A 15689-nucleotide genomic window follows, 5' to 3' on the forward strand; every position below is an offset into this window, starting at 1 on the left:
GTCCACATGGTTATCCACAACTTCTGGGGATAAACAGGTTGGCCCGCCCATTCGTCCTGGATGACGGTGCGCAACCGAGCGCGAGGATCGCCGTCATGTCTCAAACACTCTGTCTGAACCGTCAATGCCTGGGCCTGGTTACCCGTATCGAATGCACTATTCGCCCACTAAACGGCGGCCAAGGCTTGTGGACCTTGCTTTGTGCGGCCGGTATCGACGCCGGACAACCCACCGCAATTAAGGCCCAGGGCCCATTTCACGGGCCTCGCGCGGCCGAGTCGGTGCTGCAGGCAATCGCCAGCAATCTTCACGGGCAGGGTTATTGCGAGTCCGACTCGCCATCGATCTGGCAGCTGCATATGCATGCAGAGCTGCGCAAGATCAACGCCAATCAGGCGCGTTATCTGAGCGGTTGGGAATCCAGAACCTGAGTCCTGGCGACGCTTGGCGCTAGGACCAGCAGAGCTGATTCTGCGAATCGAGCCGGCGCTCAAGATTCTTATCCACACAAAAACCTGCTGTCATAAAGGCGTTCTTGAAGGCGCTGTGGCGCTGCGTATACTCGCTGCCGATATCAGCTCCTCAAGTGAGAACAGATGGAACGCTTCATCGAGAACACCATGTATGCGGCCCGCTGGCTGCTTGCCCCTATCTATTTCGGCCTCGCGTTTGCCCTGCTGGCATTAGCGATCAAGTTCTTTCAGGAAATTTGGCACATCCTCCCGGCCGTGCTTTCGCTGAGCGAAGGCGATCTGATCCTTAAACTGCTTTCGCTGATCGACATGGCGCTGGTCGGTGGCCTGCTGGTCATGGTGATGCTCTCTGGCTACGAGAATTTCGTGTCGCAGCTAAACGTCGATGAGGGCAAGGAAAAGCTCGACTGGCTAGGAAAGATCGATTCCGGCTCGTTGAAAATGAAGGTCGCGGCATCGATCGTGGCGATCTCGTCCATTCATCTATTGCGCATGTTCATGGACGCTCAGCAGCTCGAGAGCGAGCAATTGATGTGGTACGTGATCATTCATTTGACGTTCGTCTTCTCCGCCTTCGCCATGGGTTATCTGGACAAGATCACCAAGCACTGAGGCAAACCTTCCAGCTACAAGCCGCACGTTTAGGCCACGAGGTGCGTGGGCGGGCAGGCCGGGCCGCAAGCTGTGCTAGGCTAGCCGCCCTTTTTTCCAGCGGAGCCCAGGCATGACCGACCTCAACCTAACCACCGACGAAACGCGCGTGAGCTATGGCATCGGCCGGCAGCTGGGCGATCAGCTGCGCGAGAATCCTCCGCCCGGCATCAGTCTGGATGCGGTCATCGCTGGGATCCGCGATGCCTTTGGCGGTGTGGCCAGCCAGGTCAGCCCGGAAGACCTCAACGCCAGCTTCGCCGTGATCCGCGAGCGCATGCAGGCCGAAGCCCAGAAGAAGGCAGAAGCCGCTGCCGGCGAGGGTAAGGCGTTCCTCGCCGAAAATGCCAAGCGCGAAGGCGTCACTACCCTGGCCTCTGGGCTGCAGTACGAAGTTCTGACAGCCGGCGAGGGCGCCAAACCAGGCCGCGAGGATCAGGTTCGTACCCATTACCACGGCACCTTGATCGACGGCACCGTCTTCGACAGCTCCTACCAGCGCGGCCAGCCTGCCGAATTTCCTGTGGGCGGTGTAATCGCCGGCTGGACCGAAGCGCTGCAATTGATGGGCGTCGGCAGCAAGTGGCGTCTCTATGTGCCGAGTGAACTTGCCTACGGCGCCCAGGGTGTCGGCAGCATTCCTCCGCACAGTGTGCTGGTGTTCGACGTCGAGCTGCTGGCCGTTCTGTAAGCCCTCAGAACCTGTTGCCCAAAACATCCGTAAGGGCCGAATTCATTCGGCCTGCAGGTGCAAAGGCCGAACAAGTTCGGCCCTACAGGCTCGGAGAGGTATGCCTTCCCCGTTTCGAGCGAGACGCCTGGCTTCTTCGGCCTCAGGGGCGCAACGCCCGGGCATAGGAAAACAGGAACAGGTTGCGCACCTGCTCCTTGAGCACGCAGGGTTCACTGGTGCTCAGCTCCTGCAGATCCAGGTCGCCCTGGTCACGAAGCTCGTTCAGGGCGTCTCCCTCCAACGAAATGCACACCGCACCGGTATCGCGATCGAGTATGCGCAGGTAGGGTTGTGGGCGGTCCAGCCATGCATCAATCAGATAAGTCATGTTCGGCTCCAGTTGATTTCCTTAATGAGAATAATTGCTATTTGCAAAGATGCAAGCGCAAAAACGCTCATCGGGATCGATGGCCGAGCGGAGTGTCGAGGAGGGGCGAGGCGGGCGGCAAGAAACTGAAGGGTGCCAGTTGCACCCTGTTTTGCTGGATCAGTGCGTGCGAGCGACGGCGAAGCGGCTGAGTTCTACGAGTGCATCGCGGTAAGCGTTGGCCGGAATCAATTCAAGGCAGGCGATTGCTCGATCGGCATAGTCGCGTGCCAGGCGTGCGGTGTATTCCAGCGCGCCGCAGGCCTGTACGGCGCTGCGGATGCTTTCGAGGTCTTCGATACCGCCTTTCTGGATGGCCTTGCGCACCAGTGCGGCCTGCTCATCGGTGCCTTCGCGCATGGTGTAGATCAGCGGCAGGGTCGGCTTGCCTTCAGCCAGGTCGTCACCGACGTTCTTGCCCAGGGTTTCGGCATCTCCCTGGTAATCGAGCAGGTCATCGACTAGCTGGAAGGCAATGCCAAGATAGTCGCCAAAGGTGCGCAGCGCTTCGCGTTGTTCCTCATTGGCCCCAGCCAGGGTGGCGGCGCTGTGGGTGGAGGCTTCGAACAGCATGGCCGTCTTGCCGCGAATGACCTCCATATAGATTTCTTCGGTGGTGCTGGCGTCGCGGACTTTGGACAGCTGCAGCACCTCACCTTCGGCAATCACGCGCGTGGCCTGGGAAATGATGCGCATGACTGGCATCGAGCCCAATTCGACCATCATTTCGAACGAACGTGCATAAAGGAAGTCGCCGACCAGTACGCTTGGGGCGTTGCCCCACAGCGCATTTGCGGTAGAGCGGCCGCGGCGCATGCCGGACATGTCCACGACATCGTCATGCAGCAGGGTTGAGGTATGCAGGAATTCGATGATGGCGGCCAGTAGACGCAGCTGCTCGCCTTTCAGGCCGAGCGCGTTGCCGCTGAGCAAGACCAGTAGCGGACGTAGGCGCTTGCCGCCAGCTGAAGTGATGTAATCCCCGATCTTTTCAACCAGTGGTACACGAGACGTCAGCTGGTTGCGGATAATGCCGTCGACTGCGGCAAAATCGTCAGCCACAACTTGGTAAAAGGCCTGGGGTTGCATCGGAAGCCGGTACTCCTCGGAGGTTGCGCGGCATGCTATGGGGCGGGTCTGGTACTGTCAAGGCGAGGCCAGGCGGCTATTGCGCCGGGTCTGGCGGATGCGTACAATCGCGGACCCTGAACATTCCCCCTGGGCATTTCCCTGCCTTACGCAATTGCAAGAGTGTCCCTCCGGACCTTGAGCAGCCATGCCAGCCACCAACTATTTCACTTAAGCGCTGGGTGAGCAGGATCAACGGAGATACAAGATGTACGCAGTTATCGTTACTGGCGGCAAGCAATATAAGGTCGCCGAAGGCGAATACCTCAAGATTGAAAAACTCGAAGTTGCCACTGGCGAAGCAGTCACCTTTGACCGCGTTCTGCTGGTTGGCAACGGCGATGATGTCAAAATCGGCGCTCCGGTGGTCGATGGTGCCAAGGTCACTGCTGAAGTGATTGCTCAGGGCCGTCACGACAAGGTCACCATCATCAAATTCCGCCGTCGTAAGCACCACATGAAGCGTCAGGGCCACCGTCAGTGGTTCACTGAGGTCAAAATCACCGGTATTCAGGGCTAATCGGGCCTGAATCCCCTTATAGGAGTATTGAACTCATGGCACACAAAAAAGCTGGCGGTTCTACCCGCAACGGTCGCGATTCAGAAGCCAAACGACTTGGCGTGAAGATGTACGGCGGCCAGGTCATCAAGGCCGGTAACATCATCGTGCGTCAGCGCGGCACCCAGTTCCACGCGGGTTACGGCGTTGGCATGGGCAAGGATCACACCCTGTTCGCGAAAGTCGAAGGCGTGATCAAGTTCGAAGTGAAGGGCGCTTTTGGCCGTCGCTACGTGAGCGTCGTCGCAGCCTAACTGCGGCGTTGCTGGAAAAGCCCTGTCATGCGACGGGGCTTTTTTGTTTCTGTATCCTCTATAGGGCTCTTGCAAAACACTGCTTTGCTCTAGTTTTCGCTGGGTTCTGCAAGACCCTTATATTCCTGTTTTCTAGCCCGTCCTTGCGGCGGGAGGCGTTCCCATGAAATTCGTCGATGAAGTATCGATTTTTGTAAAGGCCGGTGACGGTGGTAATGGCATGATGAGCTTCCGTCGCGAGAAGTTCATCGAGAAAGGCGGCCCCAACGGCGGCGATGGTGGTGACGGCGGCTCTATTTATCTGATGGCCGACGAAAACCTCAACACGCTGGTCGACTACCGCTACACCCGTCGCTTCAATGCGCCGAATGGCCAGAAAGGTGGCAGCACCGAATGTACTGGTGCCAAGGGTGAGGATTTGATTCTGCCGGTGCCGGTCGGCACGACCGTGATCGATGCGGCGACTCAGGATGTGATCGGCGACCTGACCAAGGCTGGTCAGCGCCTGCTGGTCGCGCAGGGTGGCTGGCATGGTCTGGGTAACACGCGCTTCAAATCCAGCACCAACCGGGCGCCTCGGCAGACCACGCCGGGCAAGCCGGGCGACGCGCGCGATTTGAAGCTTGAGTTGAAGGTTCTGGCTGATGTCGGCCTGTTGGGTTTGCCCAATGCTGGCAAGAGCACTTTCATTCGCTCCGTATCGGCGGCCAAGCCGAAAGTGGCTGATTACCCCTTCACGACGTTGATTCCGAATCTGGGAGTTGTCAGTGTCGGGCGCTACAAGAGCTTTGTTGTTGCTGATATTCCTGGTTTGATCGAAGGCGCTTCGGAAGGCGCGGGTCTGGGTATTCGTTTCCTCAAGCACCTGGCGCGTACCCGCTTGCTGCTGCATTTGGTGGACATGGCGCCGCTGGATGAGAGCGACCCGGCTGATGCCGCCGAAATCATCCTCAACGAGTTGGAAAAATTCAGTCCGGCGCTGTCTCAGCGCGACCGTTGGTTGGTGCTGAACAAGGCGGATCAGCTGCTCGACGAGGAGCGCGAGGCGCGCATGCGCCAGGTAGTGGATCGTCTCGAGTGGACTGGGCCGGTTTTCGTGATTTCCGCGTTGGAGCGGGAAGGCACGGAGGAGTTGAGTCAGGCGATTATGCGTTATCTGGATGAGCGAGCGCTGCGCATCAGTGAAGAGCCTGCTTATGCAGAGGCGCTTGCTGAATTGGATCAGCAGATCGAAGACGAGGCGCGTGCTCGTCTGCAGGAGCTCGACGATCAGCGGGCGTTGCGCCGTGCTGGCGTCAAGGCGGCAGATGAAGCGGATGACGACGACTTCGACGACGATGACGATGACGAAGGCGGCGCAGAAATCATTTACGTGCGTTAAGGCTTGCTCGGGTGGTTGCGGATCTATGTGCGGGTGCTCGGTGGGCTGGCTCGTCCGTTGCTCACCAGCATGGTTTTGGCCGGATATCGGATAGAAGGCGGGATCGATGCGGGACAAGGTGAGCGGCGCGCGGCGCTGGGTAGTGAAGATCGGCAGCGCTTTGCTGACGGCTGACGGTCGCGGTCTCGATCAGGCGGCCATGGCTGTCTGGGTCGATCAGATGGTGGAGCTGCGCCAGGCCGGAGTCGAACTGGTGCTGGTTTCTTCCGGTGCGGTCGCGGCCGGCATGAGTCGCCTTGGCTGGGCGGCACGGCCCAAGGCTGTTCATGAGCTGCAAGCGGCGGCTGCGGTGGGGCAGATGGGGCTTATTCGGGCTTGGGAAGCCAGTTTCGGTCGCTGCGAGCAGCAGACTGCCCAGGTGCTGGTGACCCATGACGACCTGTCTGACCGCAAGCGTTATCTCAATGCGCGCAGCACGCTACGTACGCTGATAGATCTTGGTGTGGTGCCGGTCATCAACGAGAACGATACCGTCGTCACCGATGAGATACGTTTCGGTGACAACGATACCCTTGGTGCGCTGGTGGCTAATCTGGTGGAGGCTGATCTGCTGGTCATTCTCACGGATCGCGACGGCATGTTCGATGCTGATCCGCGGACTAATCCCGACGCCAATCTGATCAGCCAGGCTCGCGCCGACGATCCGGCGCTGGACGCGGTAGCAGGTGCCACCGGTGGCGCGCTGGGTCGTGGCGGTATGCAGACCAAGCTGCGCGCGGCACGTTTGGCTGCGCGTTCGGGTGCTCATACGGTGATTGTCGGGGGGCGCATCGAGAGCGTGTTGACGAGGCTGAAGGCCGGAGAGCAGTTGGGTACCCTGCTGGCGCCGGAGTGCAGTCGTCATGCCGCACGCAAGCAATGGCTTGCGGGGCATTTGCAGACGCGAGGGTCGCTAATACTGGATGCTGGCGCGGTGCAGGCGCTCAAGCAGGGGAATCGCAGCTTGCTGCCGGTCGGCGTCAAGGCGGCGCAAGGCGGGTTTCGGCGGGGTGAGATGGTGGTCTGCGTGGGTCCGGAAGGGCAGGAGGTTGCTCGTGGTCTGGTCAACTACAACGCTGCTGAGGCTCAGCGGATCCTGGGGCATTCTTCCGACGAGATCGAGAAGCTGTTGGGTTATGTCGACGAGCCCGAGCTTATTCATCGCGACAACATGATTCTGGTATGAGGCGCTCGATGCGATTGGCAAAGGCTTTGATGGTGCTGCTGGCTTGTCCTGCAGTCGGCATGGCGCGCGAGGTAGGCGAAGTCGACACTGTGTTCAAATGGCTCGGGCCGAATCACAAGATCGTTGTGGAGGCGTTCGATGACCCTAAGGTCGAGGGCGTTACCTGCTATCTGTCGAGAGCGAAGACCGGTGGCATCAAGGGTGGGCTCGGCCTTGCTGAAGATCGCGCCGAGGCGTCGATTGCCTGTCGCCAGGTTGGGCCGATTCGCATGAGTGATGAGCTTGAAGATGGCGAGGTCGTGTTCAAGGAGCGGACCTCGCTGGTGTTCAAGACCATGCAGGTGGTGCGCTTCTTCGATGAGGCGCGTAACACGTTGGTCTATCTGGTTTACAGCGACCGGGTGATCGAAGGCAGCCCGCAGAATGCCGTAACGGCCATTCCTATACTCCCTTGGGTGCGCAATCCATAGCTGCGTAGACTCAAGCTTCGCGCCGAGGTCGGTACTTCATAACAATCTAATGATCGCGCCGCGTCTTTTGTAGGCGGCGTGCTGCGCGGCGAATGCAGGTGACAGCCAGCCATAAAGCCCAAAAGCTAGCGCCGGGTCGGTCCTTCCACAGAAAACAAAAGCCATACCGCGTGGCCTTGCAAGTGCGGCCCATGGCAAATGAAGGCCAGAGGCGCTGCCTGCAGTGCAAGGCGCTATACGAGCCTTCGCTGTGTGGCTTGCTCAAAAAGCAGGCACAAAAAAACCGGCGCTAGGCCGGTTTTTTTCAAGAACCTGCAGTTTAGGCTGCAGCAGCTTCGCCGAGGGCCTTGATGTGGCCGTTCAGGCGGCTCTTGTGACGAGCGGCTTTGTTCTTGTGGATGATGCCCTTGTCGGCCATGCGGTCGATTACAGGCACGGCTGCGGTGTAAGCAGTACGAGCTTTTTCCAGATCTTTTGCGTCAATGGCCTTGACCACATTCTTGATGTAGGTGCGGACCATGGAGCGCAGGCTGGCGTTGTGGCTGCGACGCTTCTCAGCCTGAATTGCGCGTTTTTTGGCGGAAGGGCTGTTGGCCACCGTCGAACTCCTCGAAAACGTGGGATTACAAAGCAAATAAGGCCGCGAATCATGCCGATGCGGCGCGGACTTGTCAAGCATGACTGAAGATTGATGACGCTGGCCGGACAGAAGGGCTGCCGCTAAACTCGCGGCCTCTTTATCTGTCGTAATTGCCCGTCGATTCCGGTGGCCAATGCTGGCCGGAACCTCTGTCGCAACCTCTGGGAAAACAAATGTCCGATACGTCCGGCAAAAGCGGATTACTGCGTTCTAGCGCGGTAGTCAGCGTGATGACGCTGCTGTCCAGGGTGCTGGGCATGGTACGCGATATGGTCGTGGCCAGCTACTTCGGGTCCGGTGCTGCGGCGGATGCATTTTTCATCGCCTTCAAGATTCCCAACTTTCTGCGGCGTCTGTTTGCCGAAGGCGCTTTCGCCCAAGCGTTCGTGCCCGTGCTGTCGGAATACCGAACCAAACGGACGCTGTTAGAAGTCAAGCTGCTGGTTGATCGTACGGCCGGCATGCTTGGCTTGATCCTGACTGGCATCACAGCCATCGGGGTGTTGGCCTCGCCTTATGTAGTGATGCTCTTTGCACCCGGATTTCATGATGAGCCGGCAAAAATGCAGTTGGCCGGCGAGTTACTGCGCATCACCTTTCCCTACTTGCTGTTGATTTCCCTGACGGCCTTCACGTCCGGCGTGCTCAACAGCTATGGACGCTTCGCTGTGCCGGGTTTCACCCCGGTGCTGCTCAACGTCTGCATGATCGCTTCGGCAGTGTTTCTTACGCCTTATTTCGATCAACCCATCATGGCGCTGGCCTGGGGCGTATTCATTGCTGGATTTGCTCAACTGGCCTTCCAGCTTCCTTATGTCGCTAAGTTGGGACTGTTGCCGCGGCCTCGGGTGAAGTTCGGTGACGAGGGCGTACGACGGATCATGCTGTTGATGGTCCCGGCGCTGTTCGGCGTGTCGGTCAGTCAGATCAATTTACTGCTCGACACGGTGCTTGCCTCGTTTCTGCAGACCGGCAGCGTGTCGTGGCTTTATTACGCGGATCGGCTTTCGGAGTTGCCGCTCGGCGCATTCGGCATTGCCATCGGCACGGTCATTCTTCCGAGTCTGTCGCGTCAGCACGCCGGCGAAGACCCCAAGGCCTTTTCCGACACACTCAACTGGGCCCTGCGAATGGTGTTGTTGGTGGGAATCCCGGCGGCGCTCGCGCTAGGTATTCTGGCCGAACCATTGATAGCCAGTCTGTTCTTCTATGGCGCGATGAGCGAGGAGGCTGTGGTGCAGTCGGCCCGTGCGCTCGAGGCTTACTCACTTGGGGTGCTGGCATTCATGCTGATCAAGGTGCTCGCGCCCGGCTTCTTCGCTCGCCAGGATTTGAAGACGCCGGTGCGGGTCGCGATCATCTGCATGGTCGCCAATATGGTGATGAACCTGATCCTGATCTGGCCGCTCAAGCATGTCGGGTTGGCGCTGGCGACCTCGCTGTCATCAATGCTCAACGCCGGACTGCTGTTTTGGGGCTTGTACAAAATCGGCGTGTTTCGAGTTGCGCCGGGCTGGAGCGTGTTTATTCTGCGATTGGCGGGCGGTTGTGCCGCCATGGTGGCGACGATCTGGTGGCTCAACGCGCCGTCGGTCGAATGGTTCGTCTGGGGGTGGCAACAGCGCGCGTTGCAGCTGGGGCTGCTGGTGGTGGCTGGGATCGGGGCGTTCGTTGCAGGGCTGCTAGTGCTCGGTTTGCGACCGCGTCATCTTCGTCACTGATTGGCCGGCCATGCTCACGGCAAGCCTGTCCGCGGCTGGCGCCTCATGCGTATAATCGACGACTTTTCAAGCAAGAAGTGCGGTATGCAGCTGGTTCGAGGTCTTCATAACCTGCGCCCCGGGCATCGGGGTTGCGTCGCCACCATCGGCAATTTCGACGGCGTTCACCGGGGGCATCAGGCCATTCTGGCCCGCCTGCGCGAGCGTGCTGCCGAGTTCGGCCTGCCCAGCTGCGTGGTGATTTTCGAACCCCAGCCGCGTGAGTACTTCTCGCCAGACAAGGCGCCCGCACGCTTGACCCGGCTGCGGGAAAAGCTGCAGTTGCTCGCTGAACAGGGCGTCGATCGGGTGTTATGCCTAGCGTTCAATCGTCGTTTGCGCGAGATGAGCGCCGCTGAGTTCGTCCACGCGACGTTGGTCGAAGGGCTTGGCGTTCAGCATCTCGAAGTCGGTGATGATTTCCGCTTCGGCTGTGATCGTGCCGGGGATTTCAATTTTCTATTGAAAGCGGGCGCTGCCGAAGGCTTCAGTGTCGAGGCGGCCACCACCATCGAGGCGGAGGGCGAACGTGTCAGCAGCACGCGGCTGCGCCAAGTGTTGGCCGATGGCGATCTGGCTCTGGCCGAGCGCCTGCTCGGTCGTCCGTTCAGTCTTGCCGGGCGGGTCATGCATGGGCAGGCACTAGGACGTCAGCTTGGCGCGCCGACGGCCAATATTCAGCTCAAGCGCAAGAGCACGCCGCTTAGCGGCGTGTTTGTGGTGAGCACGGAAGTCGACGGCATACAGCAGCCGGCGGTGGCTAACATTGGCATGCGTCCATCGGTCGAAAGTGACGGTAAGCCGCATCTCGAAGTGCATTTGCTCAATTACCAGGGCGACCTCTATGGTCGCCTGCTGCGCGTGACCTTTCACCGCAAGCTGCGTGACGAGCAGCGCTTTGCCTCGCTGGAGGCGCTCAAGACGGCGATCGAAGCCGATATCGCCGCGGCTCGCGAATACTGGCGAGCTTCACCCTTTACCACGAGTCAGGACTGAAATGACCGATTACAAAGCGACCCTCAATCTGCCGTCCACGGCATTTCCGATGAAGGCCGGTCTGCCACAGCGCGAGCCGGAGACCCTGCAGCGCTGGGACAGCATTGACCTCTACGGGAAGCTGCGGCAGATCGGCGAGGGTCGCCCGAAGTTCGTCCTGCATGACGGCCCGCCGTACGCCAACGGCAGCATTCACATCGGCCATGCGGTGAACAAGGTCATCAAAGATTTCATCGTCCGCTCCAAGACCCTAGCGGGTTTCGATGCCCCCTATGTGCCGGGCTGGGACTGTCATGGCCTGCCGATCGAGCACAAGGTCGAGATCACCTATGGCAAGAACCAGCCAGCCGACCTGACCCGAGAGCGCTGCCGCGCCTATGCCGCTGAGCAGATCGAGGGACAGAAGGCTGACTTCATCCGCCTTGGCGTGCTCGGTGAGTGGGACAATCCGTATCGCACCATGGATTTCGCCAACGAGGCCGGTGAAATCCGCGCGCTGGCGAAGATGGTCGAAGGTGGTTTCGTCTTCAAGGGTCTGAAGCCGGTGAATTGGTGTTTCGACTGCGGCTCGGCATTGGCCGAGGCAGAAGTCGAGTACCAAGATAAGAAGTCCGATGCTATCGATGTGGCTTTTCAGGTCGAGGACGCGGACAAGCTGGCAGCGGCTTTCGGCGTCGCGGCGTTGGCCAAACCGGCCAGTATCGTCATCTGGACCACCACGCCCTGGACCATTCCGGCCAACCAGGCGCTCAACGTGCATCCCGACTTCGTCTATGCCTTGGTCGATATCGGCGAGCGCCTGCTTGTGCTGGCCGAAGAACTTGTCGAATCCAGCCTGCAGCGTTATGGCCTGAGCGGTGAGATTGTTGCCCGTTGCGAAGGCAAGGCGCTGGAGCTCATCCGTTTCCGTCATCCTTTCTATGAGCGCTTCGCACCGGTCTATCTGGCAGACTACGTGGAAACCGGCGCCGGTACCGGCATCGTCCATTCGGCCCCCGCTTACGGTGAAGACGACTTCCGCTCCTGCAAGCACTACGGCATGGAGAACGACGACATCCTCAGTCCGGTGCAGAGCCATGGCGTCTACGTACCGGATCTGCCGTTCTTTGGCGGCCAGTTCATCTGGAAGGCCAACCCGGCGATCGTCGAGAAGCTGGCTGAAGTCGGTGCGCTGCTCAAGCATGAATCCATCCAGCACAGCTACATGCACTGCTGGCGCCACAAGACACCGCTGATTTACCGCGCCACTGCGCAATGGTTCGTCGGTATGGACAAGGTTGCTCACGACGGCAGTTCCTTGCGTCGCCGGGCGCTGGATGCCATTGAGCAGACCGAATTCGTCCCTGCCTGGGGCCAGGCGCGGCTGCACGGCATGATCGCTGGGCGCCCGGATTGGTGCATTTCCCGTCAACGTATCTGGGGCGTGCCGATCCCGTTCTTCCTGCATAAGGAAAGCGGCGAATTGCATCCGCGTACCGTCGAGTTGATGGAAGCTGTAGCGCAACGCGTGGAGCAGGGCGGAATCGAAGCTTGGTCGAAGCTGGATGCGGCCGAGCTGCTTGGCGAAGAAGCAGCGCAATACGAGAAGATCAGCGACACCCTGGACGTCTGGTTCGATTCCGGCACTACGCATTGGCACGTGATGCGCGGCTCGCACCCGATGGGGCATGACAACGGCCCACGAGCCGACCTGTATCTGGAAGGCTCCGATCAGCACCGTGGCTGGTTCCACTCGTCGCTGCTGACCGGTTCGGCCATCGACGGCCACGCGCCTTACAAGGGGCTGCTGACGCACGGCTTCGTGGTCGATGAAAACGGCCGCAAGATGTCCAAGTCGCTGGGCAACGTGGTTGCGCCGCAGGAAGTTACCGACAGCCTGGGCGCCGATATCCTGCGCCTGTGGGTCGCGTCCACCGATTATTCCGGTGAAATGGCGGTTTCCAAGGTCATTCTGCAGCGCAGCGCGGACTCCTATCGCCGCATTCGCAACACCGCGCGCTTCCTGCTTTCCAATCTCGACGGTTTCGACCCGGCGCAGCATCAGGTGCCGGTCGATCAGATGATCGCGCTTGACCGTTGGGCTGTCGATCGCGCCCTGTTGTTGCAGCGGGAAATCGAAGAAGCCTACGGCACCTACAAGTTCTGGAACGTCTACCAGAAAGTGCACAACTTCTGCGTACAGGAGCTGGGCGGTTTCTATCTCGACATCATCAAGGACCGTCAGTACACCACTGGCGCTGACAGCCTGCCGCGGCGCTCCTGCCAGACCGCGCTGTATCACATCGCCGAGGCACTGGTGCGCTGGATCGCGCCGATCCTATCGTTCACCGCCGATGAGATCTGGCAGTACCTGCCGGGCGAGCGTAACGAATCGGTGATGCTCAATACATGGTATGAAGGCTTAGCCGAACTGCCCGACGATGTCGAACTTGGCCGTGAGTTCTGGGACAAGGTCATGGCAGTCAAGGCTGCGGTGAACAAGGAACTGGAAACCCAGCGCGCGGCCAAGACCATCGGCGGCAACCTACAGGCCGAAGTAGTGCTCTACGCCGAAGACGCCCTGGTGGCGGATCTGGCCAAGCTGGGCAACGAGCTGCGCTTCGTGCTGATCACCTCGGCGGTGAAGATAGCGCCTCTAGCCAACGCACCTGCCGAAGCCGTCCAGAGCGAGCTGTCAGGTCTCAAGCTGCAGGTCAGCAAAACTGACTATGCCAAGTGCGGCCGCTGCTGGCACCACCTGCCCGACGTCGGCGGTCACGCGGCGCATCCAGAGATCTGCGGCCGCTGTGTTGAAAATATCGAAGGCGCTGGCGAGGTTCGCCACTATGCGTGATTGCGGCTCGATGCTCATGGTACGGGTAGGGTGGGCTTCAGCCCACCGTCGCTGTAGCTCGATTCTCGAAAAATCGCAGCGGGGCGGCGCCCATCCCATTCTGAGGCACTTGTCAGAGTTGCGCGTTGGCGGTGAAAGCCTTTTGGTGAACGTGAGGCTGATTGCATGAGTGCCCGTTTCGGTAAGCTCTCTTGGCTTTGGCTAAGTGTGCTAATCATCGCGCTGGATCAGGCGACCAAGCATTATTTCGAAGCCAACTTCAGCCTGTACCAGAAGGTCGATGTGATCCCCAATTACTTCGCCTGGACGCTGGCCTATAACACTGGTGCGGCATTCAGCTTTCTAGCCGATCATTCCGGCTGGCAGCGTTGGTTATTCGCGGCGATCGCCATCGGCGTCAGCGCCGTGCTGGTGGTCTGGATGAAGCGCTTGAAGCCGAACGAGACCTGGCTCGCGGTTGCCTTGGCGCTGGTGCTAGGGGGCGCGCTCGGTAACCTTTATGACCGTGTCGTACTGGGCCATGTCGTCGACTTCATCCTGGTGCATTGGCAGAACCGCTGGTATTTCCCGGCATTCAATATTGCCGACAGCGCCATCACCATCGGCGCAGTGATGCTGGCGCTGGACATGTTCCGTAGTAGTAAAACGGGAGAAGCGGTAAATGACTGAACAACGCATCGCGCAGGATATGCAGGTCACCCTGCATTTCGCGCTGAGTCTGGAAAATGGCGAGCAGGTCGATACGACTTTTGACAAGCAGCCGGCGACCTTCAAGGTCGGTGATGGAAGTTTGTTGCCGGGGTTCGAACAGCAGTTGTTCGGGCTCAAAGCCGGTGATAAACGCACCTTCCAGATCGCACCAGAGCAAGGCTTCGGTCAGCACAATCAACAAAATGTGCAGACCATGCCGCGCAGCCAGTTCGAAGGCATGGAGCTGTCCGAAGGCCTGCTAGTGATTTTCAACGATGCCGCCAAAACAGAGTTGCCAGGTATCGTCAAAGCCTTCGATGAGCGTCAGGTGACCGTGGATTTCAACCATCCGCTGGCTGGCAAGGCGTTGACGTTCGAGGTGGAGATATTCGAGGTCAAGCCGGTCTGAGTGGAGCTTCCGAAGTAGTCTGCTGTAGGGGCAGTTTGCTGGCGAACCAACGTTAGCCCATCAACACTACCGGTTTTGCTGATATCCGCTTCGCTTCATAGCTGCCATGCGTTACACCTAATAATCACCTGCTTCGCGTGCCGAGAATTCATATGCAAATCAAACTCGCCAATCCGCGTGGTTTCTGTGCCGGTGTCGACCGTGCCATCGAGATCGTCAACCGTGCCCTGGAAGTATTCGGGCCGCCGATCTATGTCCGCCATGAAGTGGTGCACAACAAGTTCGTGGTGGAGGACCTACGCGAGCGAGGCGCGATTTTCGTCGACGAGCTCGATCAGGTGCCAGATGATTTCATCGTCATCTTTAGCGCGCACGGCGTTTCCCAGGCGGTGAAAATGGAGGCTGACAAGCGCGGCCTGAAGGTTTTCGACGCGACCTGCCCGTTGGTGACCAAGGTTCACTTGGAAGTGACCAAATACAGTCGCGAGGGGCGAGAGTGCATCCTCATCGGCCACGAAGGCCATCCGGAAGTCGAAGGCACCATGGGTCAGTACGACACCGCGAATGGCGGCTCGATCTACCTGGTCGAGGACGAGGAAGACGTCGCCCAGCTACAGGTACGCAACCCCGAGTCATTGGCCTTCGTGACGCAGACCACGCTATCCATGGACGACACCAGCCGAGTAATCGACGCGTTGCGCACGCGCTTTCCCAGCATCGGTGGCCCCCGCAAGGACGACATCTGCTACGCCACCCAGAACCGCCAGGACGCGGTCAAGCAACTGGCCGGCGAGTGCGATGTGGTACTGGTGGTCGGCAGCCCCAACAGCTCCAATTCCAACCGCCTACGCGAACTGGCCGAGCGCATGGATACGCCGGCTTATTTGATCGATGGTGCCGAAGACCTCAAGCGCGAATGGTTCGCCGAAGACGCCCGCATCGGAATCACCGCCGGCGCCTCGGCACCTGAAGTGCTGGTGCGTGGTGTGATCGACCAGTTACGTGAGTGGGGCGCGAAAGGGATGGATGAGCTGGAAGGGCGGCCGGAGAATGTAACGTTTTCGATGCCGAAGGAGTTGAGGGTCAGGCAGGTTTAGAGAACAGGTTAATAGAGAAGGCC

Annotated in this window: 17 protein-coding genes; 14 read left to right on the plus strand and 3 right to left on the minus strand. The window is 59.4% G+C overall.

Annotated elements, in window-relative coordinates; translation table 11 throughout:
• The first annotated feature begins 95 nt into the window (after positions 1–95).
• From NA647_RS12785 to NA647_RS12795, 3 genes are all read left to right on the plus strand, one after another.
• The gene (locus tag NA647_RS12785) at positions 96–431 is read left to right on the plus strand and encodes a hypothetical protein (protein ID WP_256058007.1); all 336 of its coding nucleotides are present in this window, start codon (positions 96–98) and stop codon (positions 429–431) included.
• Positions 432–596: 165 nt separating this feature from the next.
• Entirely contained in the window at positions 597–1085 is a 489-nt protein-coding gene (locus NA647_RS12790) for a TIGR00645 family protein (protein WP_256058008.1), read from the plus strand.
• 112 nt (positions 1086–1197) lie between these two features.
• Positions 1198–1815 carry an FKBP-type peptidyl-prolyl cis-trans isomerase gene (locus tag NA647_RS12795; protein WP_256058009.1) on the plus strand — a complete coding sequence of 206 codons (618 nt, stop codon included), beginning with the start codon at positions 1198–1200 and terminating at the stop codon, positions 1813–1815.
• Positions 1816–1957: 142 nt separating this feature from the next.
• Here the strand turns inward: NA647_RS12795 and NA647_RS12800 are convergent, their stop codons facing one another.
• Positions 1958–2185 carry a hypothetical protein gene (locus NA647_RS12800; protein WP_131651881.1) on the minus strand — a complete coding sequence of 76 codons (228 nt, stop codon included), beginning with the start codon at positions 2183–2185 and terminating at the stop codon, positions 1958–1960.
• Between the two features lie 159 nt (positions 2186–2344).
• On the minus strand, positions 2345–3313 hold the full coding sequence (locus NA647_RS12805) for a polyprenyl synthetase family protein (protein ID WP_256058010.1): 969 nt from the start codon (positions 3311–3313) through the stop codon (positions 2345–2347).
• 247 nt (positions 3314–3560) lie between these two features.
• On the opposite strand from NA647_RS12805, the gene rplU reads away from it, so the two are divergent.
• The 5 genes from rplU (at position 3561) to NA647_RS12830 (ending at position 7241) form a co-directional block, all read left to right on the plus strand.
• Positions 3561–3872, plus strand: coding sequence for a 50S ribosomal protein L21 (gene rplU, locus NA647_RS12810; protein WP_019339712.1), 312 nt, complete (start codon positions 3561–3563; stop codon positions 3870–3872).
• A 35-nt stretch (positions 3873–3907) separates the two neighbouring features.
• A complete protein-coding gene (gene rpmA, locus NA647_RS12815) occupies positions 3908–4165 on the plus strand; it encodes a 50S ribosomal protein L27 (protein ID WP_025240448.1) in 258 nt (85 codons plus the stop codon).
• Positions 4166–4328: 163 nt separating this feature from the next.
• Complete coding sequence (gene cgtA, locus NA647_RS12820; RefSeq protein ID WP_256058011.1) at positions 4329–5546, plus strand: Obg family GTPase CgtA; 1218 nt, start codon at positions 4329–4331, stop codon at positions 5544–5546.
• Positions 5547–5652: 106 nt separating this feature from the next.
• On the plus strand, positions 5653–6771 hold the full coding sequence (gene proB / locus NA647_RS12825) for a glutamate 5-kinase (protein WP_256058012.1): 1119 nt from the start codon (positions 5653–5655) through the stop codon (positions 6769–6771).
• Between the two features lie 8 nt (positions 6772–6779).
• The gene (locus NA647_RS12830) at positions 6780–7241 is read left to right on the plus strand and encodes a CreA family protein (protein WP_256058013.1); all 462 of its coding nucleotides are present in this window, start codon (positions 6780–6782) and stop codon (positions 7239–7241) included.
• Positions 7242–7560: 319 nt separating this feature from the next.
• On the opposite strand, the gene rpsT is transcribed toward NA647_RS12830, so the two are convergent.
• Positions 7561–7839, minus strand: coding sequence for a 30S ribosomal protein S20 (gene rpsT / locus NA647_RS12835; protein WP_014854146.1), 279 nt, complete (start codon positions 7837–7839; stop codon positions 7561–7563).
• 215 nt (positions 7840–8054) lie between these two features.
• Between rpsT and murJ the strand changes: the two genes are divergently transcribed.
• From murJ to ispH, 6 genes are all read left to right on the plus strand, one after another.
• Positions 8055–9602, plus strand: coding sequence for a murein biosynthesis integral membrane protein MurJ (gene murJ / locus NA647_RS12840; RefSeq protein ID WP_256058014.1), 1548 nt, complete (start codon positions 8055–8057; stop codon positions 9600–9602).
• A gap of 84 nt (positions 9603–9686) precedes the next feature.
• Entirely contained in the window at positions 9687–10637 is a 951-nt protein-coding gene (gene ribF / locus NA647_RS12845; RefSeq protein ID WP_256058015.1) for a bifunctional riboflavin kinase/FAD synthetase, read from the plus strand.
• Position 10638: 1 nt separating this feature from the next.
• Entirely contained in the window at positions 10639–13470 is a 2832-nt protein-coding gene (ileS, locus tag NA647_RS12850) for an isoleucine--tRNA ligase (RefSeq protein WP_256058016.1), read from the plus strand.
• A gap of 165 nt (positions 13471–13635) precedes the next feature.
• The gene (lspA, locus tag NA647_RS12855; RefSeq protein WP_256058017.1) at positions 13636–14139 is read left to right on the plus strand and encodes a signal peptidase II; all 504 of its coding nucleotides are present in this window, start codon (positions 13636–13638) and stop codon (positions 14137–14139) included.
• Entirely contained in the window at positions 14132–14569 is a 438-nt protein-coding gene (fkpB, locus tag NA647_RS12860; protein WP_256058019.1) for an FKBP-type peptidyl-prolyl cis-trans isomerase, read from the plus strand. Before lspA ends, fkpB begins: the two co-directional genes overlap by 8 nt.
• A gap of 152 nt (positions 14570–14721) precedes the next feature.
• On the plus strand, positions 14722–15666 hold the full coding sequence (gene ispH, locus NA647_RS12865) for a 4-hydroxy-3-methylbut-2-enyl diphosphate reductase (protein WP_256058021.1): 945 nt from the start codon (positions 14722–14724) through the stop codon (positions 15664–15666).
• The last annotated feature ends 23 nt before the right edge of the window (positions 15667–15689 follow it).

This window comes from Stutzerimonas stutzeri, from assembly GCF_024448985.1.
GTDB lineage: Bacteria > Pseudomonadota > Gammaproteobacteria > Pseudomonadales > Pseudomonadaceae > Stutzerimonas > Stutzerimonas stutzeri_AP.

Excerpts from the sequence above, each read along its gene's own strand:
- murJ (WP_256058014.1), top strand. The coding sequence starts at position 8,055 with ATGTCCGATACGTCCGGCAAAAGCGGATTACTGCGTTCTAGCGCGGTA.
- proB (WP_256058012.1), top strand. The coding sequence starts at position 5,653 with ATGCGGGACAAGGTGAGCGGCGCGCGGCGCTGGGTAGTGAAGATCGGC.
- rpmA (WP_025240448.1), top strand. The coding sequence starts at position 3,908 with ATGGCACACAAAAAAGCTGGCGGTTCTACCCGCAACGGTCGCGATTCA.
- cgtA (WP_256058011.1), top strand. The coding sequence starts at position 4,329 with ATGAAATTCGTCGATGAAGTATCGATTTTTGTAAAGGCCGGTGACGGT.
- NA647_RS12785 (WP_256058007.1), top strand. The coding sequence starts at position 96 with ATGTCTCAAACACTCTGTCTGAACCGTCAATGCCTGGGCCTGGTTACC.
- ispH (WP_256058021.1), top strand. The coding sequence starts at position 14,722 with ATGCAAATCAAACTCGCCAATCCGCGTGGTTTCTGTGCCGGTGTCGAC.
- ribF (WP_256058015.1), top strand. The coding sequence starts at position 9,687 with ATGCAGCTGGTTCGAGGTCTTCATAACCTGCGCCCCGGGCATCGGGGT.
- NA647_RS12795 (WP_256058009.1), top strand. The coding sequence starts at position 1,198 with ATGACCGACCTCAACCTAACCACCGACGAAACGCGCGTGAGCTATGGC.
- NA647_RS12830 (WP_256058013.1), top strand. The coding sequence starts at position 6,780 with ATGCGATTGGCAAAGGCTTTGATGGTGCTGCTGGCTTGTCCTGCAGTC.
- NA647_RS12790 (WP_256058008.1), top strand. The coding sequence starts at position 597 with ATGGAACGCTTCATCGAGAACACCATGTATGCGGCCCGCTGGCTGCTT.
- fkpB (WP_256058019.1), top strand. The coding sequence starts at position 14,132 with ATGACTGAACAACGCATCGCGCAGGATATGCAGGTCACCCTGCATTTC.
- NA647_RS12800 (WP_131651881.1), bottom strand. The coding sequence starts at position 2,185 with ATGACTTATCTGATTGATGCATGGCTGGACCGCCCACAACCCTACCTG.
- rplU (WP_019339712.1), top strand. The coding sequence starts at position 3,561 with ATGTACGCAGTTATCGTTACTGGCGGCAAGCAATATAAGGTCGCCGAA.
- lspA (WP_256058017.1), top strand. The coding sequence starts at position 13,636 with ATGAGTGCCCGTTTCGGTAAGCTCTCTTGGCTTTGGCTAAGTGTGCTA.
- NA647_RS12805 (WP_256058010.1), bottom strand. The coding sequence starts at position 3,313 with ATGCAACCCCAGGCCTTTTACCAAGTTGTGGCTGACGATTTTGCCGCA.
- ileS (WP_256058016.1), top strand. The coding sequence starts at position 10,639 with ATGACCGATTACAAAGCGACCCTCAATCTGCCGTCCACGGCATTTCCG.